This is a genomic window from Thermostichus sp. OS-CIW-32 (assembly GCF_054060415.1).
Genome location: NZ_JBSSDD010000009.1, coordinates 75,512 through 97,554 on the forward strand (window position 1 = coordinate 75,512; position 22,043 = coordinate 97,554).

Sequence of the window (22,043 nt, forward strand, 5' to 3'; positions counted from 1 at the left end):
AATTCTACCGAAGCCCGCTCATTCTCACTCATATCCCGCCACATTCTTCCCGTTCTTTCATTCGAGGAGCCCTCATGAGCATTGATGCCAAACTGGTCAAAGAGCTGCGCGAAAAGACGGGCGCAGGCATGATGGACTGCAAAAAAGCCCTGGAAGATTCCGGTGGCGATATGGAGAAAGCCATCACCTGGCTGCGACAGAAAGGGTTGGCAGGGGCAGCCAAAAAGGCCAGTCGCGTCGCGGCAGAGGGGGCAGTTGACAGCTACATCCACTTCGGCAATCGAATTGGGGTGTTGGTGGAAGTGAACTGCGAGACGGACTTCGTGGCCCGCAACGAAGATTTCAAGAAATTGGTGCAAGACATCGCCAAGCAGATTGCCGCCTGCCAAAACGTAGAATACGTCAGCGTTGACCAGATTCCTGCCGAAGTGGTGGAGCGGGAAAAAGCCATTGAAATGGGCAAAGAAGATCTGGCCAATAAGCCGGAGAACATACGCGAGAAGATCGTGCAAGGTCGCATCGAAAAGCGCCTGAAAGAGTTATCCCTGTTGGATCAACCCTTTATTAAAGATTCCTCGATCACGGTGGAGGAATTGGTCAAGCAGCACGTTGCCAAACTGGGGGAAAACATTCGGGTGCGGCGGTTTGTGCGCTTTGTCCTGGGAGAGGGGATCGAGAAAGAAGAAGTGGATTTTGCTGCTGAGGTTGCCGCTCAAGCCGGTCTCAAGCCGGCAGAGGCCCCCAAAGTGGAAGAGACTCCACCCGCTCCTCCTGAAGAACCTGCCCCAGAACCGGCCCCTGCTGCCGAGAGCAAGCCGGCCAAAAAAGGCTCCGCCAAGAAAAAGAAATAGCCGGTCAAGGCTGAGCTGTAGGGCCATGTCGGCGGTGCAGAGGCGTTGAAACTGCGTTATGGAGAGTGTGGGCACCTGATACATTTACGCTGAACACTGCTGAACATCACTGTTCAACTATGCAGCGATAGCATTCTGTTTGTTTCCAAACAGAATGGCGGTATCCCGCAAAGCTTTGAGTAGAATACCCAAAGCGCAGTTTCCGTGTCGTCTTACTACCAATTTTCTGCTTTGCTTTGGCTACCATGTTGGCAGACTCGAAAGTAAACAGAAAGATCAACTGGTAGTAATCCGTACTGAACATATTATACATTATTTTCAGTATAGTTGAGCTTATTATTGATTAGAGTCATGCTCTATGTCGGCAGTTCTATAACCACTACGCTTGGGTATCCCTTGGGGGAAAGGCTAGGTTATGCATGCAAATGTTCTGATCCTCCCGCCTTGGCAGGGTTAACTCCAGCACGCTAAGGTAGCGGACGGCCTTTTTGGATCCCGGGCATGAGTTTTATCTTACGCAATGCGTTAATTCCCACCGCCACCGGCTACGAAACCGCAGATGTGCGAATCGAGGGGGAACGGATTGCTGCTATAGGCAGAGGGTTACCTGCAACGGGCGCAGACAGCCTGGAACTGGATGCCAGTAACCAACTCTTGCTGCCGGGCTTTGTCAATGCCCACACCCATTCTTCTGAAATGTGGCAACGAGGGATCATACCGCCCTATCCGCTGGAGCTGTGGCTGGCACAACTGCACGAGTATGCGCCGCCGGATCCGGAAAAAATCTATCTCAGCGCGCTGGGGACGGCGGTGGAAACCCTGCTGACGGGGGGCACCTCGGTGGTGGATCATCTGGTGCTGATCCCTGGCCAAGAGTTGGCCACCATTGAGGCGGCGGTACGGGCCTACCGAGAAGTCGGGATCCGCGCCTTCGTGGGCCCCTTGATCCAGGATCAGGCTCTCTCTCGGGGGTTGCCCAGCAGCTCCTCTTGGGATCGGGAGCCGGAAACCTATCCCCTCTCCACAGCAGAGGTGCTGGCCATTGTGGAAGAGGCGGTGCAGCGCTTTCACCGGCCAGAAGAGGGCATTACCCTCATGGTGGCTCCCACAGGGATCCAACTGTGCTCAGACGAGCTGTTCAAGGGCTGTGCGGAGTTAAGCCAGAAGTATGACCTACCCCGCCACGCCCACCTGTTGGAAACCCGCGCCCAGCAGATGTTGGCCCAGGAAAAGTACGGCTGTAGTGCTGTGGAGCATCTGGAGCGCTTGGGCTACCTAGACCGGAAAACTTCCTTGGCCCACTGCGTCTGGCTCAGCGATGCCGATATCGAGATCTTGGCCCGCACCGGCTCTACCGTTGTTCACAACCCCCTGAGCAACCTGCGCCTAGGCAGCGGCATTGCCCCCATCTTGAAATACCGCCGGGCAGGGGTGAACGTGGCCTTTGGCTGCGATGGGGCTGCCAGCAACGATTCCCAGGATCTCCTGGAGGCCATCAAAATCGGCACCATCCTGCACAACATCACGGATCCCGACTACCGCCACTGGATCTCGCCCCGCGAGAGTGTGGAGATGGCCTCCCGCGGTGGGGCAATCGGCTTGGGCCTGGGGGATCAGATGGGATCCCTGGAAGTGGGCAAGCAAGCGGATCTGGTGCTGTACGATCTCACCCAACTGTCGCTGTTGCCCCGTACCGATCCCATTGGGCTGCTGGTGTTGGGTCGGCCCACCCAGGCAGTGCATAGCGTTTGGGTGCGAGGAAAACAGGTGGTGTCCGGCGGAGCCGTGACGACGGTGGATGTGGCCAAGCTGCGGCAGGATCTGTTTGCCCACAGCACCTGGGATCCCTCCCGCCGCTCCCAGCAGGTGGCACAGCTGGAGGCCCGCTACCGCCGCGTGATGGGTTTGCCGGCATAGCCATGGCAGGGATCCCTGCGGGTTCAGAGGTCGACTGGGCCAGAGCCACTGCGCAGGTGAAACGACAGGCCCTGGCCCTGGGTTTTGACAAAGTCGGCATTGCCAGCATAGAGGATCCCCCCGACTTGCGGGGCCTGCAAGCTTGGCTGGCTGCAGGCATGGCCGCCGACATGGCCTGGATGGCGGATCCTAGGCGAATGGATCCAGAGCGGGTGCTGCCGGGGGTGCAGTCGTTGGTCTGTGTGGCTTTGAATTACTACACCCCCATCCGCCACAGCCAGGATCCCGGCAAGGGCAAGATCTCCCGCTACGCCTGGGGGCGAGATTATCACCGCGTGTTGGGACGGCGGCTCAAACAACTCCACCTCTGGATGCAAGCCCAGTTCCCAAATCATACGGGTCGATTCTACGTGGATACCGGCCCGGTGGCGGAAAAGCCCTGGGCCATGCAGGCGGGCTTGGGTTGGATCGGCAAAAACAGCCTGTTGCTCACCCGCGAGTACGGCTCCTGGGTGTTTCTGGGAGTGATCCTGACCACCCTGCCGTTGCTCCCTGACCAGCCCCACACCGCTCACTGCGGCACCTGTACCCGCTGCCTAGAGGCTTGCCCCACGCAGGCCATCGTCAGCCCAGGGGTGGTGGATTCCCGCCGCTGCGTTGCCTACCACACTCTAGAAAGCCACGCCGAGCGGATCCCTGCAGAAATTGCCCAAAACCTGCACAACTGGGTGGCCGGCTGTGACATCTGCCAGGAGGTCTGCCCTTGGAACCAACGCTTTGCCCAACCCAGCCGGATCCCGGATTTTCAGCCCTACTCTTGGAATGTTGCCCCTGATCTCCAGGAGCTGGCCCGGATCGATGATCGGGAATTCGACCACAAGTTTCCGGCCTCTGCCCTGCGCCGGCTCAAGGCCCACCGCCTGCGCCGCAACGCCCAAGCAGCCCTGGAAGGCAATTCCAGCTCTGCAGCTGGCAGCAACGATTTGGAAGCCCCCTCTACTTAACTTGGATACGCTTTCCTAGCAGGATCTTGCGGCCTCGAGGCCGGCGCCAGAAAATGGTGGGGCTATTGTCGCTGGGCCAGGGACGCAAGCTAACATACATGCCCTACCCTCTTTCTGAGGCCACAGTGCTGGGCCGCCATGGTCTTGCTCTCGTGGGAGCGGTTTTGCGCAAAGGACGTGTGGACTTGGTGCAGGAGTTTACCCACCGCTTTGTTTGAGCTGGATCGACTCAAACACAGTAGCCCCACCTAAAACACGGTCATTTCAAGCTAGATTAGGACACTCCGTAAACTGCCCGGCTCCGACCGCTAAGCGGTACGGAGCGGGCTTTCAGTAGCCCTGAGCCTGTTCTGCTCTACCAGAGAACAAAACAAGCCCGGACCTCTAGGCTGGTTTACGGCAGCCCCCAAGAGCGCAATCACATTCGCACCATTCAAATCCGCATCCCCTTCCCATCCACAGTGCCCACACTTGAACGACTTGCCACTGCGGTAGGATTGCGCAGGGTCGGGATGGATGTGCAAACACCGGTGGCAGGTCTGCGACGTGTAGGCGGGCGGCACAAGAATCAGAGAAACCCCTGCAACCCTCGCCTTGTACTCCAGAAACTGACGTAGTTGGTAGAACGCCCAACTGTTGGTCCTACGCCGCTCGGCTTTGCTGCGGGGTTGTTGATTGACCCTTTCCCGGATCCCTGTCAGGTCTTCCAGAGCAAGAGCGCTGTTGGTAGCTTTTGCCCTAGAGACAATAGCTTTGGAGATGCGATGATTGACCCACGTTTTTGCTACGCAACGCTGACGCGACTGAAAGCGTCTCTCCTTGCCAGACAGCCGTTGCAACAGTTCTCTGCATCTGCGCCGCGAACTGCGTGTGCCCTTACTGGCTTTGCGTTGGAGTACCGCCCTCAACCGGGAGTAGTGGTCGCGGACTCTGTTCAACTGCTGTCCATTCCAGTTGTCCCCCTCTGACGTATGGGCAATATCTGTCCTTCCCAAGTCCACCCCGATCACCTTGTCGGTATCTTGTTGCCTGGGTGGTTTTTTCTCTACGCAAATCTGGATGTAGTAGGAGCCATCCTTCCGCTGGACTAGGGTGGCCGATTTGGGGTTAGAGCCAGCCAGCATTCCCCTCTGGTAGTTACCAATGGCTAGCTCAAAGCGTTCTCTCCCTTCAACCGTGGTCAGCGACACCGTCCAGTCTTTCTCGCGAAATGAGAAGATACGTGCATCGTAGGTAACGAACCTACGCTTGAACTCTTTAACCGGACGGTTGCGCTGTCTCGCCACTTTGCGAGCGCCCGCCACCCGTCTGCACACCTGTTGAGCCAAGTTACTGGACAAGCCGAACCGAGCTCGAATCTCGTAGTAGCAAAGGGATTGCAGTTTAACCGCGTTGACGATCTTCTCCGGCGTGTTCTGGTTGACCCAGTTCAATGCCTGCACAAAGACATCCATCGTCGCGTCCAATTTGGCGGCTTGTGACGGGAACGCCTTGAGCTTACAGGATATGGTCAGGACTTGGCTCATAAGTTCATTGTACTTCATCAAAGCGCATTCCTCCCGGCACTGACCCTACGGGTACAGTGCGGGGCTCCTGCGATTTCTAGCTGAGATGACCTTGAGAGTTTTGGACTAGAGCTGGGTGGAGCTCTCCTAAGACTAGGTAGCCCGTAGCTGCACCGGCATAACCAAATAACAGAGCCGCATTGCCCCAAGGGGCTTCCAGATGGCCGGCTGCGTGGCGCCGTTTAGCTCCAGGCTCACCTGCTGCGTATGAAACACCCTGAGGGCATCCAGCAGGTAACGCACATTGAAGGCCAGCTCCAGGTCAGGGCCGGACATTTGCACCGGCAACGATTCCTCGCCACTGCCCACATCGGGCGCCTCGGTGCTGATGCGCAGGGTTTGGGTTGCGGCAGAAAGATTGAACTTGACGATGTCGTTTCTTTGGGCAGCAAGTACTCCCACCCGTTCCAGCGACTCAATCAAAGGCCGACGCTCCAGGGTTATCTGCCGCTCAAATTGCCTGGGAATCAGGCGGTTGTAGTCGGGATATTGGCCCTCCAAAAGGCGGCTGGTGATCCGCTGTTGGCACTGCGTTTTGCTGGCGCGAGGAGGCAGCACAAACTGCACCTGGGATCGGTCAAACCGCAATTCCACCGTAGAGGCCGCGGTCTGGGTGCCGAGGATGCGCTCCACCTCTCGCAAAGTGCGAGCGGGAATGGTGAAATCCAACCCTATTTCCCCATGGGCCGAAGCAACCGGGATCCCTTCGGCCTCCACCTGCACCATCGCCAGACGGTGCCCATCGGTGGCTGCAAACTCCAGGCAAGGGGGATCCCCCGCCAAGAGCTTGACATGCACCCCTGTGAGCACCTGCTTGGTCTCATCTCCAGAGGCCGCAAAAAGGGTTTGGCCGATCCCTTGCAACAGGCTCTCGATGGGCAGCTCCAGGGCCTGAGCTGTTGGGCTTTCCTCCCCCACAAAATCGCCATCTGCGTCGGCGGTGCGGAGCGATATTTCCGGTAGGGTGGGGTACTCTTCAGCCGACATGCTGCGCACTTGGTACTGGCCGGCTGCCGACATGAGAATCACAGGGGCACTCTCCTGGGCTTGGCTGCTCGCGTCAAGAGTCACTGGGCCGCTGGGCAGACGGCTGACGATGTCGCTGAGCAGCTTGGCCGGCAGGGTGGTGCAACCGGATCCCTTGACCTGAGCCTCGAACTCGCTGCGAATGCACAAGTTCAAGTCAAAGGCAGTGAGGGCAACCCGTTGAGTTTCCGCATCGACCTCTACCAACACGTTGGCCAAAACGGGCAGGGCGGGGCGGCTGGCCACAGCCCGTCCAACGGAAGCGAGGTGGTGGCTGAGATCGGCTTGCTCGCAGGTGAAGCTGAAACCCTCCGGAGACGAGTCCACGGCCCCGTCAAGGTATCCCTCCCCACGCTGAGGAGCTGCAGTCTTGCTGCTGCGCAACACTGCCGCAAATGACTCGGCCTCGAGTTCTCGATCCACAGGACGTTGAGCTTGCACCATGGGGGGCACTTGAGGGCTGCACACGCAGATCCTACACCGACTGCCCCGGTTGGATCCCTGCCCTTGCAGACAAGTTTTGGAAAATTTGCCTCGCGCGTAGGACAGATCTGAAATTTCGATCCCTGCCTAATTTAATTTTTTGATCTAGTAGTAGTAGGGGCTGTGGAAACTGTGGAAAGTGATCGTCAACACCTTGCGCCATGAGCTTTTGAGCCTATTCCCCACCTGTGGAAAAACTGTGGATAACTTGGCCACTTTTCCACAGGGTATTTATACCTGTTAATAACTTGGGGGGTTTTTCCACAGGTTTTCCACAGATTTTCCAGGTTTTTCCACAGGTTTTCCACAGGCTAATGTTATGGTTTTCTGACAAATTCATAAAAATTAACGCACAGTCAGTGTGAGATCCCCTAAGGTAGTGAATCCTTTCCCCTAGATATGGCTGGGGATTCCACCGGAGCTGGGGCGGGCTTCGCTGGATTTCCACAGGTTTTCCACAGGCTGTCGAAGAAAGCCTGGGATATTGCTCTGGGCTTGTCGGCCTTGCCTGGCCACCTGTGAGCTGACACGGGATTTTTGGCAAGACCCCAGAGGAGCGGGAAAGCGCTCTGCGCACCAGAAGCGGCAAAGGAGGTCAGGATGAGGATGGGACAGCGCCTGACCCAAAATTGGGCTGCTGCAGGAGCGAGTCGCAATAGGGATGCGGTCTAGAGTCCGTACCCGCGAAGGGCCAGGCGTAGGTCAACGGGATCCGTTTTGGTGATGGCGGGAGCGCAGCACGATCACGTCAGAAAGCTGGCGCAGTTGACTTTGAACCTGGGTGAGCTGTTTCTTATCACGTACATCGATACAGAGATCGATCAGGGCGGTGCGGTTGGCAAAAGTTTGTACCTTAGCATTGCGAACATTAATGCCTTGATCCGATAGACGGGAAAGAATGTCCCGCAGCACCCCAACGCGGTCGATAACCTCCAGATGCAGTTCTACCGGGTAGATCTGGGTGCTCTGCCGCAGTTGCTCTTCGTTCCAGCGTACTGGCACCAGGCGTTCCCCCGAAACCTGAGCCACCCGTGGACAGTCCTGATGGTGGATACTAATACCCTTAAAGCGGGTGACTACGCCCAAAATCGGATCCCCCGGCAGCGGATTACAACACTTGGCCAACTGGTGTTTCAGACCCTCCACCCCCAGAATGGGAGATTGGGATTTGATAGAACTGGGAGCCGCAGAAGCCCGCGGCAACAACAGCTTGGATCCCTCAAGCGATTCCTCCTCTGTAGGGGGGGATACTGCCGGTTTGCTGACCTCCTGTAGCCGATGGATCACCAGCGTGGGGGTCGTCTCGCCATAACCCAGAGCGGCCAACAAATCCTCTACGCTGGCGTAGTTGAGCTTTTCGGCTACCTTCTGCATCCGCTCTGATTTGAGCAGGGCATCAAAGCCCGTTTTGCCAAGTTCCCGCTCCAGTAAATGCCGGCCCCGCGCGATGTTTTGCTCACGATTTGAGCGCTTAAACCATTGGCGAATGCGATTGCGGGCAGAGCTGGTGGCAACGAAATTGATCCAGTCCAGGCTGGGATGGGCATTTTTGTGCGTGATGATCTGCACAATGTCGCCGTTGCGCAGGCGGGTATCCAGGGGCACGATCTTGTTGTTTACCCGCGCTCCTGCACAGTGATCCCCAATTTCGGAGTGGATGCGATAGGCGAAGTCCACCGGACAGGATCCCTGGGGCAGGGCCAGCAAGTCCCCCTTGGGCGTGAAAACGTAAACCTCGCTCTCAAACAGATTCTCGCGAAGGGTGTCCAGATACTCTTTGTCGTCTTTGAGGTCGTTTTGCCACTCCAAGAGCTGTCGCAGCCAGGTGAAGCGCTCCTCGTCGGGCTTGACAGTGGTGCTGCCGGCCTCCTTGTACTTCCAGTGGGCGGCGATCCCGTACTCAGCCACGCGGTGCATCTCTTCGGTGCGGATCTGCACCTCCACCGGTCTTCCCTGCGGGCCAATCACCGCCGTATGCAAAGATTGGTAACGATTGGCCTTGGGCAGACCAATGTAGTCTTTGAAACGCCCAGGGATGGGGCGAAAGCAGTTGTGAACGACTGCCAGCACCCGATAGCACTCGCTGTTGGTATGTACGATTACCCGAACTGCTGAGAGATCGTAAATCTCGTGAAATTCTTTGTGCTGCTGCTGCATCTTGCGATAGATGCTGTACAAATGTTTGGGCCGTCCGCTGATCTCAAAGCGTTCCAGTCCCGCTTGAAGAAGGTTCTGCCGCAGCTCTTCGATAAAAGCTTGGATCTCGGCCTCTCGCTCGGCGCGCTTGGCGTTGACCAATTCCTGAATCTTCCGGTAAGCCTCGTAGTCCAGATACTTAAAAGCCAAGTCTTCCAGTTCCCATTTGAAATGCCAGATCCCCAGCCGGTTGGCCAAAGGGGCGAAAATTTCCATGGTTTCGGCTGCAATTTGCCGTTGCTTACTGGGGGAGAGATACTGCAGCGTGCGCATGTTGTGTAAGCGATCCGCCAGCTTGACCACGATGACTCGAATATCTTTGGCCATGGCCACAAACATGCGGCGGAAATTTTCCGCTTGCTGCTCGGTTTTGCTGGAGAAATTGAACTTAGAGAGTTTGGTAACTCCTTCTACCAGTAGGCGAACTTCAGAGCCAAATTCGGCTTCCAGGGCCTCTAGAGTAACTTCTGTATCTTCGACAACATCGTGCAAAAGGCCGGCTGCCACTGTCACCGCATCTCCCCCCAGCTCCCGCAGGAGAGTAGCCACGGCTACCGGATGGGCAATGTAGGGATCCCCCGATTTGCGTTTTTGGCCCTGATGCAAACAATAGGAAAACTCAAAGGCATGGCGCAGCAGATCGGCTTCTTCAGCCGTGTAGGGCCGCAACCCATCGCCGGGATCCTCGGCACCGGAAAGCAGAGCACGCAGCCACCCTGGCACCTCAAAACCGAGGCTATTCAGGTCGAGACCTCCATCTGAGGTGGCAATGACAGCCGTCTGACCCATGCGAACCCGGCGAAAAGGGATGTTTGATTACTGACTATAGTTCATCCAGCTTAACCGCCGACAGATTAGAGGAGGAAAAAACGGCTGGAATAAAAAGAGGCATTGGCTGTCTGCCAACGCCGACCGCTTGCCATCCTCGGCAGATCGAGGCTTAGTCTTCGCTCCACTCCTCGCAGTTGCCGATCAAATCGCAGAGGGGATCCGAGGGGCAGTAGTCTTGCAACTCCAGCTCTTGGGCAATCGCCTGCCACTCCCGCTGCGGGAAAAAGGGTTGCAGGTGGGCAATGGCTGCAGAGCGGCGTAAGACCCCCTGCTGAATGAGGCGACGAGCTTCCTCCTGGATGGCCTCAACCGCATAGTGGGTGGCTTGTAAAGTGGGCATAGCTTAACCTACACGTGGAATGGATGGGACGCACCGAAGGGTCAGGGAAAATCTTGCCTCGCTACCCCCATCATAGAACTGGGTCTCGTTTCGTAGCAAGAGATACAAGTTTGTATTGCAGGCAACCTTAAGGCCCGCTTAAAAGCCCAAGCCATCGGCTCCTGCGGTCACTATGCCTTTTTCTGGGTTCAGAGTGACGATAGATCCATCCCGGATTAAGCGGGTAGCATCCTTGACCCCCACCAGCACCGGCACCCCCAGCCGCAGGCCAATGACCGCCGCATGAGAGGAGGCTCCCTCTTCTTCGGTAATCACGCCGGCTGCCTGTTTGATGGCCTCCACATAGTTGGCGTCGGTGGATTGGGCAACCAAAATGTCTCCGGCGGTGATTTTGCCGGCATCGAGGCTGGATCTCAGGATGCGGGCCGGGCCGCTGACAATGCCCTTGCCAAACCCTTTGCCTTGAGCCACCACCGCTTTCACCACATCCACCTTGATCAGGTCGGTGGATCCCGCAACCCCTGGCAGGGTTCCTGCACTGAGCACCACCAAGTCGCCGTCCTTGAGCAAGCCATCTTCCTGAGCCAAGCTGATGGCCGCTTGAAAGGTCTGGCGGGTGGTGGCCAAATCCATAACCAACAGCGGATGTACCCCCCAAACCAACTGCAGCCGCCGTGCCACTTCCACATGGGGGGTTACGGCTAGGATGGGAGTGCGGGGGCGAAACTTAGAGACATTGCGAGCAGTAGCCCCTGTTTTGGTCAGGGTCATCACGGCTACGGCATCCAACTCTTGGGCGATCTCCCCCACGGCGCGGCTAATCGAGTCGGTGATCAGGGTTTTGGGCCGCATCCCGGCAGGACTGTTGCCGTTGTTTTGGCTCAGCTCCTGCATGGCAAGGGTGCGAAGGCGTTGTCGTCGGTCGGCGGAGGTCAGGTCAAAGTAATCGCGCTCGGTGCGCACGGCAATGCGGGCCATGGTGGCAACGGCCTCGACAGGGTATTTGCCCACAGCCGTCTCGTTGGAGAGCATGACGGCATCGGTGCCATCCAAAATGGCGTTGGCCACATCGGAGATTTCGGCACGGGTAGGCCGGGGGCTGTGCACCATGCTGTCCAGCATTTGGGTGGCCGTAATTACCGGGATCCCCAGGGAGTTGGCCAGGGCGATCACCCGCTTCTGCAGGATCGGCACCTCTTCCGCAGGCAGCTCTACCCCCAGATCTCCCCGCGCCACCATCACACCGTCGCTGAGGGCCAAAATCTGGGGCAGCTGTTCAATGGCCTCGTGTTTCTCGATCTTGACGATGATGGGTACCCGCTTGTCGGCTGAGCCGGAAGAAGGCCGTTTGGCTGAGGCAATGAGCTCCCGCAGCTCCAGCACATCAGAGGGATCCCGCACAAAGCTGAGGGCCACCCAATCCACCCCTTGGTTGAGGCCGAAGTAGAGATCTTCTTTATCCTTTGGGGTCACGGCGCGGATGCTCAGGCGCACACCGGGGAAATTGACCCCCTTGTTGTTGGAGAGGGTACCCCCGACAATGGTGCGGCAGAAGAGTTCGCCCGCTTCCGGATCCACGGCTTCCACCCGCATCTCCACTCGACCATCGTCGATGAGGATCGTCGCTCCTTCGGGCACTTCTTGGGCCAGCTTGTCGTAGGTGACCCAGCTGCGCTCTTGGGATCCCAAGACAGGTTTGCTGGTCAACACAAAGGGATCCCCTGCCTTGAGGGTGATCGAGCCTTCGGCGAACTTGCCCAGGCGGATTTTGGGCCCCTGCAGGTCTTGCAAAATGGCGACCTGGATGCCCAGATCCATCGCGGTTTGGCGGATCAGGCGAATGCTGCGGCGGTGTAGCTCGTGATCCCCATGGGAGAAGTTCAGGCGAAGGGTGGTTGCCCCTTGCAGGATCATCTCCCTGAGAATGGCTGGATTTGAGCTGGCAGGGCCGATGGTGGCAACAATTTTGGTGCGTCGAAAAGAATCCCTCAAATGCATGTCCACTGTTCCCAAGGGAGAGCAGCCCAGATCCTTCCCCCACATAGGGATCTCTCTGATTACGATAACCCGTTATGTCTTTTTTGAGGCACCGCTTTTTTAAAATCCCCAGCGAGAGAGGATGGGAAAATAGGCAAAGCAGAGTGTAGAGATCCATCTGGAGTCGAGCGATGCCGGTTGCCCCCGAATACGCCTTCCCCTTCGAGCACCATCAGAAGTTCTCTCTGGATAACCCCACCATCTCCAGCCCAGGGGTTTCCAAGCGGGAATACATAGCCAGCAGAGTACTGCAGGGTATCGTGAGCAATCCCCAGACTCCCGTCGGCGATTTGTCTCCTGAGCAACGACAGGCTTTGGTCTATACGGCTGTGTTGTTGGCAGATGATTTGTTGGCGGCCCTCGGCGCTCAGTAGAGAGGTTCTTGAGATTGCAGCGCACCCTCTTGGGGTGAGGTTTAGGCCGAGGTTGACCGTTCGCGGCGGGGGGCCGTAGGCTCTGCTACTACATACGCCGCAGCCGTTGAGTCAACTCTTCCCCCAAGCGCATCCATTTTGCTATCTCTTCGGGATTCACCTGTCGGTCATTCTGCCAGAGAATGAGGTGGGCGCCGGCCCCTTCGGCACAATAGTTGGGATATTGCTCCAAAAAACTGAGGACGCCGGGATGAAAACGTAGCCGAACTTGGGCTTCATCCTGTCCTCGCAAGAGATAGCTCCGAGAAAACTTAGGGTGGCTCTCGAAATTGATATCTTGCATGCCAAAAGCTTTGGCGATGCCATGGAAAAGGGCATTTTCGGGGTGCAGCCGAAAACGGGGCAGATGAAGATCCTCGTGATAGGCGTAGAAGACGGACTGGCGATAAGTGCTAGAACTCTTGCCACTGCCGCGGGTGTATTGGTAATCAAAAACGGTAATCTCAGTGCCATCGATCAGCCGCTTGGACATCGAATTATAGAAACGCCGCCCATGGCCTCGTTCAAACAGTCCAAAGCCTGCTTGCAACAAGCGAGATCGAATCTCTTCAGGCAACTGGGCAGAAAAGCGCATTCCTAGCTGTGCAGCTACCCGCTCCAGAGCTTCTCGACGTTTCTTTTCGTGGTAAAGGGCTAGAGCCAAGATCCCGGCAGCCAGAGCTAAAAACAAGATAAAAATAAGCAACCCCATACCGTCTCCCTCGGCTTACAGACTGCAGCGCCCATCCCCACAATACCTGAGCAGATTTCCAAAAGGATCCCTGCCTTCGACCATTCAGCCGAGCGGTCTCCTCTTGTCTTTTGTAGAGAAGTGACCCAATACAGCTGAGTGTGTCAAAGTTTGACGAAATTGTAGGGAGCGGTGAAGTTGTTGTAGCGAATGCGCAGCCGCCCCTGGAAGGTCTGGTCTAGCTCCTCTACTTTTTGGGCAAAAACCGGCTCATCTTCCCAATTGATCAAAAACGAGCCGTTGTAGGCCATGTTTTCGGTGAGCAGATCTCCTTCTACGCGGTCGCTGGCCAAGGGGCTGAGGGCTGCTGTAAAGGTCTGGGCAATGCGCTGACGTCGCTGCTCTAAGAGCTGCTCCAGAGCCCGTCCGATCTCGACTACCGCGTCCAGCCCCAGAGGAGCGCCGGCCATTTCGTCTCGCCGAGCTTTGAGGGCAGGGTTTTCCTCTAGCCCCAGCTTGAGCTCCTGCTCGGGATCCCAGAAGACTTTGACTCCCACCTCCCGCTTGCCCTCCAGGCGCTCCAGCAGAGCCAGCAGATCCGCCAAGCGGGGCTGCACCAAGTCCCGTTCCACCTGCTCCCAGCCGCTCACCACCAGGCCAAATTGCAGAGGCAGCAGAGCCCGGTGTCCCTCGTTCATCACTTTTTCCAGCACGGCCTCATGGGCGAGCAAGTTGGCCCGGCTGGCCAGGTAGCGCTCCTGTCGAGCCTGGGAGTACAAGAAGGCCAGGGATCCCAGCCCATGAACCTGCACCGGCTGCTTGTCCAGCCCCACCACACTCAGATGACGCGGGCCAGGGGCAGCGACGATCCCGTAGAGGTAGAGGGCGCTATGGGGATTTGCCGTTGGCATTGCTGCGGGCATCTCCGATCAGCCACGTGAGGTTGGACTCTTCGGTGTCGATGGCATTGCCATCCGAGGAAATGCAGTAGCGACCCATCACCATCTGGTGGCGTAGGGTCACGCCTGCCGCAATCTGGGTGTAGTTAAAAATCAAGCTGCCATCCAGCGTACACCCTTCATTCAACACACATCCGTAGCCAATTGCCGTGGGGCCGATGAGTTTGACCCCGTCCGCCAAATGGCTGCTGGCCCCGATGTAGACCGGTGGCTCGATGTGGATGCGATCCCAGTTGGCGCGGATGTTGATCCCCGTCCATACGCCGGGTTGAATCTGGATCCCAGGCACCTTGACCCCCTTGATCTCGCCGCGCAGCACTTTTTGCACTGCCAGCCAGTAGTCGTGGGTGCGGCCAATGTCCACCCACTGAAAGTCAGCCGTGATCCCATAAAAGGGGGCACCCGCTTTCACCAAGGCCGGGAAGAGATCGCTGCCGATGTCGTAGGGGCAGCCAGGGGGAATGTAGTCGAACACTTCCGGCTCGAAAACATAGATGCCGGTGTTGATGGTGTGGCCGAGGGCCTCTTCCCGCCTAGGCTTTTCTTGGAAAGCAGTGATGCGACCCGTCTCGTCGGTGACTACCACCCCATAGCTGGAGACCTGGCTGGGATCCACCTGCCGCAGGACCACAGTGGCCAGCGCTCCCTTGGATTTGTGGAAGTTGACGATCTGCGTGAGGTTCAGGTCGATCAGGGCATCCCCACAGAGCACCACAAAGGTACTGTCGAAAAATCCGGAGAAATCCTGGATCTTGCGCATACCGCCAGCGGAGCCCAGAGGTTCGGCCACCGGCTGGCCGTTCTCAAAATGGCCTTCGAAGGAAAAGCCGATGTGAACCCCCCATTGCTGCCCATCTCGAAAGTAGTCTTCGATTTGGTGGGCCAAGTGGCTGGTGTTGACCATGATCTGGTCGAAGCCGTGTTCCCGCAGCAGCTCCACCAAAAATTCCATGACAGGCTTGTGCAAAATGGGGATCATCGGCTTCGGCATCATGTAGGTGATGGGCCGCACCCGCGTGCCTTTGCCTGCTGCCAGGATCATGGCTTTCATGCCGTCGTCACTCCTCCGGGCTAACCGTGCTCTGACTTTATCATCCCAGGATCGGCATTCCAGAGAACCGGCGGGGCTTTCAAGAGGCTGGGGAATCGCTGCTGGGATTCCGATCCCCTACAATCAAGGGGGCTTGCTCTTCTGGGCATTTCGCCAAGGGTTTCCCCTGAGCCCCTCGTTTTGCCCCGTCTCTCCTGAGAGTTCCACCCGGCAGACGGGGATCCCAGCATTCTTACATTGATTGCTCCTGGCCCAAGATTCAGACGGATGTATCAGAACAAATGTAGTAGATCCTGAAAAAGATGCTGGATGGCCGTCCCGACAGCCCACCCATCACGATTGCTCTGGCCAAGGGGGCCTTGCTGCCTGAGGCCATTCAATGCCTGCAGCAGGTGGGGATCGATTTCAGCCGTTTTTTGGATCCCGGCAATCGCCTGCTGCGGATTGAATCCCCCACCCGGCTGAACGGACAACGCTACGAAGCGCTGCTGGTGCGCACTCACGATGTGCCGGTGTACGTGGAGTACGGGCAGGCGCAGTTGGGCATTGTCGGCTACGACGTCTTGCGGGAGCGCTATGCCGGCACCGAAGCGCGGGTGGCCCACCTGTTGGATCTCCAATTTGGCCACTGTCGCATGTCGGTGGCCCTTCCCCAAGATAGCCCCTACCACTCGGCAGCTCAGTTGCCTGCTCATGCCCGCGTGGCTTCTAAGTTTGTCGGCTGCGCCCGGGAGTATTTTGACCGCCTGGATTTGCCGGTGGAGCTTATCTCTCTCTATGGTTCGGTGGAGTTGGCCCCCCTCACCGGCATGGCCGATGCCATCGTCGACTTGGTAGCCACAGGGCGCACCCTGAGGGAAAACGGCCTGATTGAGCGAGACTGCCTATTCGAGAGTACAGCTCGCCTGATTGCCCATCCCATCAGCTACCGTGTCAACCAACAGCCTATCCGCGAGTTGATCACCCAGATTCGGGAACGCTGGCTGGGATCCCTGTTGGTGGGTGGCTAATTTTGAGGCACTTCCTCTGAGGGGGATCACGATTGCGTACAATGGGGGCATTCGGGCTTATTTCCCCCAGCAGCGTTCAGATTCAAAAAAGGTTTTTCGAGGTTGATTATGCGGTACCGTCCACTGCTCGCCATCCTGTTGGCGCTTTGTTTGAGCGTCTTTGCTGTTCCGGCTAAGGCTGCCAAGGCGCCGCTGACCTATGACCAGATCCGCAACACCGGCAAGGCCGCCATTTGCCCTTCGGTCTCGGACAATGCCCGGGGCCGTATCGAAGTGCCTAGGGGGGGATCCCTGAAGCTGACGGATGTCTGCTTCCAGCCGGTGCAAATTGAGGTGGAAGAGGAAAAGCGGAACGGCGAGAAAGAGTTCATCAAGGCCAAAAACATCATGATCTCAGCGGCCACTCTGGGGCCGATTAAAGCTGAGGTGACTCCCAAAGACGGTGCGCTGGAGCTCAAAGTGGTGGATGGGATCACCTCTCAGCCGACCACCGGCCAAATGCCCCGCCGCGAGCTGGTGCCGTTTCTGTTTAGCGTGAAAGACTTGGTCGCCACTGCCCAGGGCTCCGCTATTGACCCTTCGACCGATTTTGAAGGGGAGTTCTTGGTGCCCGGCTATCACAGCAGCACCTTCCTCGACCCGCGCGGGCGGGGATCCAACACCGGCTACGACACTGCGGTAGGTCTACAGGCTGCCAAAGATGATTTTGCCACCAACCGCAAGGTGGACGAGGTTTCCCAGGGGAAAATGTCCCTGCGGATTGCTCGCGTGGATGCCAGCACTGGCGAAATGGCGGGATCCTTTGTTAGCATTCAGCCTTCCAGCACCGAGCAAGGGGCGATGGAACCCCACACTGTTCGCATTCAAGGCCTGTTTTACGCCCGCCTGGCGGGAGAGTCTTGAAAGCGCCTGAGGGCAGAGAATAACCCGCCTCAAACCAGGATGGGCAGGGATCCCGGAGATCTCCGCCCGTTTCTGTTGGCTATGTTCTCTGTCCAGGTTGGCCCCTTTTGCCTGTTGGGGAAGTGTGCAGCGATAAAGTCTGGGCCAGATGCCGCCACAGGTTCATTTGCAGATGGCCGATGCCACTAACCTGCCTTTTATGTTGACTCTGGACCCAAGGGGACTCTCAATCTGGACTCAAGGAAGCCCTTTGTGAGTTCCGCTTCAGCCAGTACCGCCACCAGTGCGGATCCGAGTTCTGCTGCGCTCGCTACCCCAAACTGAGCCTCTTTGCCGCAAGATGAGGTTCAGGGCAAAGAGGGAAGTGATGGCCAACTACGACTGGATTCTGATCGGCGGTGGGATTACCGGGGCAGCCCTAAGCTATGAACTGGCCCGCCAGGGGGGATCCGTTCTGCTGATGGAGAAAGATGGAGTGCTGAACGGAGCAACCCGCTACAGCTACGGGGGCTTGGCCCATTGGGCGGGCAAAACGCCGCTGCTCAAAGCTCTGGGGGAAGAAGGGATCCAACGCTACCGCACCCTGTCAGAAGAGCTGGAGGCAGATATTCAATTTCGCGAGCTGGATCTGCTCATGCCCATTGCCCCCGGCTACGATGCAGAGGCCGTTGAGGCGGATCTGGCCGACTGTCGCATCCCACCCCGGCGGATTTCGGTGGCGGCAGCCTGCGAGCTGGAGCCGCTGCTGGATCCGGCCGCTCTGGAAGTAGTCCTCTGGGCTCGGCATGGCCACATCAACCCCTTGTTGACGGCGCTGGCCTTTCAAAAAGCCTTTCAACGATTGGGGGGATCCCTCTTGATCGCAACAGCAACGGCCCTGCGGCGGCAGGGAGCGCGCATCACGGGCGTAGAGTCCGGAGCCGACTGCTACGGAGCAGGCCAGGTGGTGGTGTGCGCCGGCGGCTGGACACGGGCTCTGTTGCGCCAAGCGGGAATCCGGGTGCCCATCTACTACACCCATGCCGAATCCCTGGAGCTGGAGCCCTCGGATTTGCAATTGAAAGCGTTGGTGATGAGCGTGCCCGTGCAACGCTTGGAACTGGAACGACAAGCCGCCCATCCCGATCGGGATCCCCTTTGGGACGAGCCAGGGCACGAGCTTTGCCCGCCGATTCTGGATGCCGGGATCCTGCAATTTGTAGATGGCAGCATTCGCATGGGCCAGATCAGCCGGGTATTGACGGATCCCCATGCCGAGGTGGATGCAGCCGCCAGCGAAGCCCAGATCCGGGCACAAGCCGGTCGCTACCTGCCCAAGTTGGCCCACCTGCCTGGACGGTGGTATCACTGCTTGGTGGCCTTCAGCGCTGATCACCAGCCTCTGGTGGGATCCCTGCCCGGCTGGGAAGGCTTACAACTGTTTTCCGGCTTCAGCAATCCCCTGCCCATCCTGCCCGCTTTGGCCCGTCGCTTCGCCCAACAAGCCTATGGACAAGCGGATGAATGGATCCCTGCTCTGTCGCCGGCGCGGTTTGCCCAGGTTTGGAGTTGATGCCTTGCCTATTCTCGATGACCATCGCCAACAAGTCTGGAATACGGCTATCCCGTCTGCAGCATAATGAAAGCCGGAAGTTCTCTGCGTCGGATCTATGCCCAACAGCTTGCCCAGCTCCGTCGATCTCAGCCAGAAGCGCATTTTGCTCACAGGGGGCAGCGGCTTTTTGGGCAAACATGTGCTGCAACAGTTGCAGGTGCTGGGGGTAAAGCCGGAGCAGGTGCGCATCCCGCGCTCCCGCACCCAGGATCTGCGCCGTTGGGAAGTCTGCCAAGAGGTGGTGCAAGGGCAAGATATCGTCATCCATTTGGCCGCCCACGTGGGTGGCATCGGCCTCAACCAAGCCAAGCCGGCAGAACTCTTCTACGACAACCTCATCATGGGATCCCAGCTCATCCACGCCGCCTACCTGGCCGGGGTGGAGAAGTTTGTCTGCGTGGGCACCATCTGCGCCTATCCCAAGTTCACCCCCGTTCCCTTCAAGGAAGAGGATCTCTGGAACGGCTACCCAGAGGAGACCAACGCCCCCTACGGCATCGCCAAGAAAGCCCTGCTGGTGCAGCTGCAGGCCTACCGGCAGCAGTACGGCTTCAACGGCATCTACCTCCTGCCGGTGAACCTCTACGGCCCCATGGACAACTTCGACCCCGAAAGCTCCCACGTCATCCCAGCCTTGATCCGCAAAGTGCACGAAGCGCAGCAACGGGGCCAAAACTACGTCGAAGTGTGGGGGGATGGCAGCCCCACCCGCGAGTTTTTCTACGCTGAAGATGCGGCCCGCGGCATTGTCATGGCCACCCAGCTTTACGACGGGGCGGATCCCTTGAACCTGGGCACCGGTGAAGAGATCTCCATCCGGGATCTGATTGCCCTCATCTGCGAGCTGATGGAGTTCCGGGGAGAGATCCGCTGGCAAACGGACAAGCCCAATGGCCAACCCCGCCGCTGTCTGGATGTCTCCAAGGCCCGAGAGAGGATGGGTTTTGTGGCCAAAGTCGGCTTGCGGGAAGGGCTGCAGCGCACCATCGACTGGTACCGCTGCCACGCCTGTGCTGGGCAAAGCTAGGCAACGGCTTGGCTCTCCAGCCGGCCATCTTCCATGTGCAGCACCCGATCTGCAATGTCCAGGATGCGGTTGTCGTGGGTCACCATCAGGATGGTGCAACCCTGCTCCCGCGCCAACTTCTCCATCAGGGTCACCACCTCGCGGCCCGACTTACTATCTAGGGCTGCCGTGGGCTCGTCCGCCAGCACCAGCTTGGGATGGCTAACCAAGGCGCGGGCAATGGCCACCCGCTGCTTTTGTCCGCCGGAAAGCTGTTCCGGGTAGTAGTGGACGCGATCCCCCAGGCCCACCGCCGCCAGCATTGCTTCCGCTCGCTGCTGGGCTTCCTGAGGAGAGAGGCCGTTGTGCAGCTCCAGGGCCATGCGCACGTTTTGGGCTGCCGTCAGGGATCGCAGCAGGTTATGGGCTTGGAAAATGTACCCGACCTGGCGGCGGATTTGAATGAGAGTGCTCGGCTGAGCTCCCCGCAGCTCCTGTCCCAACACCCGCAAGCTGCCCTCCTGCACCGAGCGCAAGGCCCCCAGCAGCGTCAGCAGGGTGGTTTTGCCGGAGCCGGAAGGGCCAGTCAGCAGCACGATCTCCCCTGGCTGCAGGGCAAAGCTAATGTCGAAGAGAATCTGCTTGCGCAGGGATCCCTCGCCGAAATAGTGGTTTACACCTTCGGCTTTCACCACTGGCTCAACGGCATTCTGGGCAGAAGCAAGGGCAGCTTGATCGAGAAGAGGAGTCAGCATAGGAAACTCAAAATCTCAAAACTTTGCGTTGACAACTCATTGACCACTTAGGCCGTCATTTGGAGCGTTGAGATGAGACCATTTAGAAACCTTTGGCCGGAGAGCGTTGATGAGGATCCTAGAAGTTTTTAGACAGCCTAGCTCAAACCCTTCACCATCCATCCGATCCCCTTTGGCAGACTATTGACTTACCAACGCCCCGGCGCCCTGCCCACAGCCAAAACTCTAGAAAATGTCGGCAGGATCGGCTGCCCGCAGCCGTCGCACGGCAATCGCTCCTGAGATGAAACACATGCTCACCGCTAGCCCCAGCACCAGCATCGCCCGGTTGAAGGTCATGGCAATAGGCAGCAACGTGGCATTGGCCGTCAAATCGTAGAGCAAAACCGACAGGGCAAAGGCAGGAATGTACCCCAAGCCGGCCAGCAGGAGCGCCTCCTGAAATACCACCCCCAGCAGGTAGGTATCGGTATAGCCCATGGCTTTGAGAGTGGCATATTCCGCCAGGTGATCCGACACATCGGTGTAGAGAATTTGATAGACAATCACAATGCCGACAATAAAGCCCATGCCCACCCCCAGGCCGAAAATAAAGCCGATGGCTGTGCCCTCTTCCCAGTAGGTTTGCTCCATATCGATAAACTCCGCCCGTGAGAGCACCCGCACATCTTCCGGCAGCAAAGCCCGCATCTGCCGCACCAAGGGATCCGGATCCACCCCCGGCTGAAGCTGCACCACGCCGATATCCACCAGGCCACGCCCCCGCTGCGGAAAAATGCGCAGGAAATTGAGGTCGCTGGTGAGGATGGTGCCGTCGGCTCCGAAGGTGGCCCCCATCTCGAACAGGCCCCCCACCTGGACGCGGCGGTTTCCCACCTCAGTAACCACCTCTCGCCCGGACTCAAACCACTCTGGGATGGGGCCAAACTCGCTGCGGGAGCGGCGGTCAAACAGCACCACGTCCGCCTTTTTGATCTCTTCCAGCTTGTCCGGCGTCAGTTCCGGCAAGTCCAACAGATCAGCCGAGGGATCCACTCCTACCACAAAAATGCTGCGGGTACGGCGGGTCTCTGGGTTTTTCCAGAGGGCAAAGCCTACATAGACAGGCGAGATGGCCCGCACCCCCTCAAAGCCCAAAGCCTGATAGAGTCGCCGCTGGGAGAAGGTGTTCATGGCAATCAGGGCGTTGGACTGAGGGCTGACCAGGAAGATCTCTCCCTTCAGGGCCACGTGGAAGCGGATGGCACTTTCCAGCAGGCTGTCTTGGAAGCCCAACTGCATGAACATCAAGATGCAAGCAAAGGCAATGCCCGCCAGGGCCACCAGCAGGCGGATCTTCTCCCGCGTCAACTGCAGCCAGGCCAACGGGATCCGATGGGCGATAAAAGCCACACTGAACAGGCTGTACATG

General features: G+C 58.1%; 19 protein-coding genes. 9 read left to right on the forward strand and 10 right to left on the reverse strand.

Going from position 1 to position 22,043, the window contains the following annotated elements; all coding sequences use genetic code 11:
• Positions 1 to 59 precede the first annotated feature (59 nt).
• The 4 genes from tsf (at position 60) to ACVWY8_RS10705 (ending at position 3,990) form a co-directional block, all read left to right on the forward strand.
• The gene (tsf, locus tag ACVWY8_RS10690; protein WP_457394759.1) at positions 60 to 851 is read left to right on the forward strand and encodes a translation elongation factor Ts; all 792 of its coding nucleotides are present in this window, start codon (positions 60 to 62) and stop codon (positions 849 to 851) included.
• 501 nt (positions 852 to 1,352) lie between these two features.
• Positions 1,353 to 2,768 (forward strand): amidohydrolase, encoded by a 1,416-nt coding sequence (locus ACVWY8_RS10695; protein ID WP_457394722.1) that lies wholly within the window; start codon positions 1,353 to 1,355, stop codon positions 2,766 to 2,768.
• A gap of 2 nt (positions 2,769 to 2,770) precedes the next feature.
• Positions 2,771 to 3,772 carry a tRNA epoxyqueuosine(34) reductase QueG gene (queG, locus tag ACVWY8_RS10700; RefSeq protein WP_457394725.1) on the forward strand — a complete coding sequence of 334 codons (1,002 nt, stop codon included), beginning with the start codon at positions 2,771 to 2,773 and terminating at the stop codon, positions 3,770 to 3,772.
• A 26-nt stretch (positions 3,773 to 3,798) separates the two neighbouring features.
• A complete protein-coding gene (locus ACVWY8_RS10705; RefSeq protein ID WP_414380595.1) occupies positions 3,799 to 3,990 on the forward strand; it encodes a hypothetical protein in 192 nt (63 codons plus the stop codon).
• A 90-nt stretch (positions 3,991 to 4,080) separates the two neighbouring features.
• Here ACVWY8_RS10705 and ACVWY8_RS10710 read toward each other — a convergent pair whose 3' ends face one another.
• The 5 genes from ACVWY8_RS10710 to pyk all read right to left on the reverse strand — a co-directional run bounded on the left by ACVWY8_RS10710 (position 4,081) and on the right by pyk (position 12,211).
• Positions 4,081 to 5,298, reverse strand: coding sequence for an RNA-guided endonuclease InsQ/TnpB family protein (locus ACVWY8_RS10710; protein WP_457394762.1), 1,218 nt, complete (start codon positions 5,296 to 5,298; stop codon positions 4,081 to 4,083).
• Positions 5,299 to 5,430: 132 nt separating this feature from the next.
• On the reverse strand, positions 5,431 to 6,807 hold the full coding sequence (gene dnaN, locus ACVWY8_RS10715) for a DNA polymerase III subunit beta (RefSeq protein ID WP_457394728.1): 1,377 nt from the start codon (positions 6,805 to 6,807) through the stop codon (positions 5,431 to 5,433).
• 741 nt (positions 6,808 to 7,548) lie between these two features.
• Positions 7,549 to 9,831 carry a RelA/SpoT family protein gene (locus ACVWY8_RS10720; protein WP_457394730.1) on the reverse strand — a complete coding sequence of 761 codons (2,283 nt, stop codon included), beginning with the start codon at positions 9,829 to 9,831 and terminating at the stop codon, positions 7,549 to 7,551.
• 151 nt (positions 9,832 to 9,982) lie between these two features.
• On the reverse strand, positions 9,983 to 10,213 hold the full coding sequence (locus ACVWY8_RS10725) for a DUF4327 family protein (protein ID WP_414342658.1): 231 nt from the start codon (positions 10,211 to 10,213) through the stop codon (positions 9,983 to 9,985).
• A 138-nt stretch (positions 10,214 to 10,351) separates the two neighbouring features.
• Positions 10,352 to 12,211, reverse strand: coding sequence for a pyruvate kinase (gene pyk, locus ACVWY8_RS10730; protein WP_414383314.1), 1,860 nt, complete (start codon positions 12,209 to 12,211; stop codon positions 10,352 to 10,354).
• Positions 12,212 to 12,381: 170 nt separating this feature from the next.
• Between pyk and ACVWY8_RS10735 the strand changes: the two genes are divergently transcribed.
• The gene (locus ACVWY8_RS10735) at positions 12,382 to 12,624 is read left to right on the forward strand and encodes a hypothetical protein (RefSeq protein ID WP_414351871.1); all 243 of its coding nucleotides are present in this window, start codon (positions 12,382 to 12,384) and stop codon (positions 12,622 to 12,624) included.
• A gap of 88 nt (positions 12,625 to 12,712) precedes the next feature.
• On the opposite strand, the gene ACVWY8_RS10740 is transcribed toward ACVWY8_RS10735, so the two are convergent.
• The 3 genes from ACVWY8_RS10740 to ACVWY8_RS10750 all read right to left on the reverse strand — a co-directional run bounded on the left by ACVWY8_RS10740 (position 12,713) and on the right by ACVWY8_RS10750 (position 15,364).
• Positions 12,713 to 13,375: a hypothetical protein gene (locus ACVWY8_RS10740; RefSeq protein ID WP_457394733.1), complete on the reverse strand. Its 663-nt coding sequence runs from the start codon at positions 13,373 to 13,375 to the stop codon at positions 12,713 to 12,715.
• Between the two features lie 143 nt (positions 13,376 to 13,518).
• On the reverse strand, positions 13,519 to 14,265 hold the full coding sequence (locus tag ACVWY8_RS10745) for a GvpL/GvpF family gas vesicle protein (protein ID WP_011433160.1): 747 nt from the start codon (positions 14,263 to 14,265) through the stop codon (positions 13,519 to 13,521).
• Positions 14,243 to 15,364, reverse strand: coding sequence for a sugar phosphate nucleotidyltransferase (locus ACVWY8_RS10750; RefSeq protein ID WP_457394736.1), 1,122 nt, complete (start codon positions 15,362 to 15,364; stop codon positions 14,243 to 14,245). The genes ACVWY8_RS10745 and ACVWY8_RS10750 overlap by 23 nt, the downstream gene beginning before the upstream one ends.
• A gap of 302 nt (positions 15,365 to 15,666) precedes the next feature.
• Between ACVWY8_RS10750 and hisG the strand changes: the two genes are divergently transcribed.
• The 4 genes from hisG (at position 15,667) to ACVWY8_RS10770 (ending at position 19,898) form a co-directional block, all read left to right on the forward strand.
• A complete protein-coding gene (gene hisG, locus ACVWY8_RS10755) occupies positions 15,667 to 16,374 on the forward strand; it encodes an ATP phosphoribosyltransferase (RefSeq protein ID WP_011433162.1) in 708 nt (235 codons plus the stop codon).
• Positions 16,375 to 16,482: 108 nt separating this feature from the next.
• Positions 16,483 to 17,277, forward strand: coding sequence for a photosystem II manganese-stabilizing polypeptide (locus ACVWY8_RS10760; RefSeq protein WP_457394739.1), 795 nt, complete (start codon positions 16,483 to 16,485; stop codon positions 17,275 to 17,277).
• A gap of 367 nt (positions 17,278 to 17,644) precedes the next feature.
• Positions 17,645 to 18,829 (forward strand): NAD(P)/FAD-dependent oxidoreductase, encoded by a 1,185-nt coding sequence (locus ACVWY8_RS10765; RefSeq protein ID WP_457394741.1) that lies wholly within the window; start codon positions 17,645 to 17,647, stop codon positions 18,827 to 18,829.
• Positions 18,830 to 18,926: 97 nt separating this feature from the next.
• Positions 18,927 to 19,898, forward strand: a complete 972-nt coding sequence (locus ACVWY8_RS10770) for a GDP-L-fucose synthase family protein (protein ID WP_457394744.1) — start codon at positions 18,927 to 18,929, stop codon at positions 19,896 to 19,898.
• On the opposite strand, the gene ACVWY8_RS10775 is transcribed toward ACVWY8_RS10770, so the two are convergent.
• Together ACVWY8_RS10775 and devC are read right to left on the reverse strand one after the other, a co-directional pair.
• Positions 19,895 to 20,632, reverse strand: a complete 738-nt coding sequence (locus ACVWY8_RS10775) for a DevA family ABC transporter ATP-binding protein (protein WP_011433168.1) — start codon at positions 20,630 to 20,632, stop codon at positions 19,895 to 19,897. The two genes, ACVWY8_RS10770 and ACVWY8_RS10775, sit on opposite strands and share 4 nt — an antisense overlap.
• 225 nt (positions 20,633 to 20,857) lie before the next feature.
• A complete protein-coding gene (gene devC, locus ACVWY8_RS10780; RefSeq protein WP_414427300.1) occupies positions 20,858 to 22,042 on the reverse strand; it encodes an ABC transporter permease DevC in 1,185 nt (394 codons plus the stop codon).
• Position 22,043 lies beyond the last annotated feature (1 nt).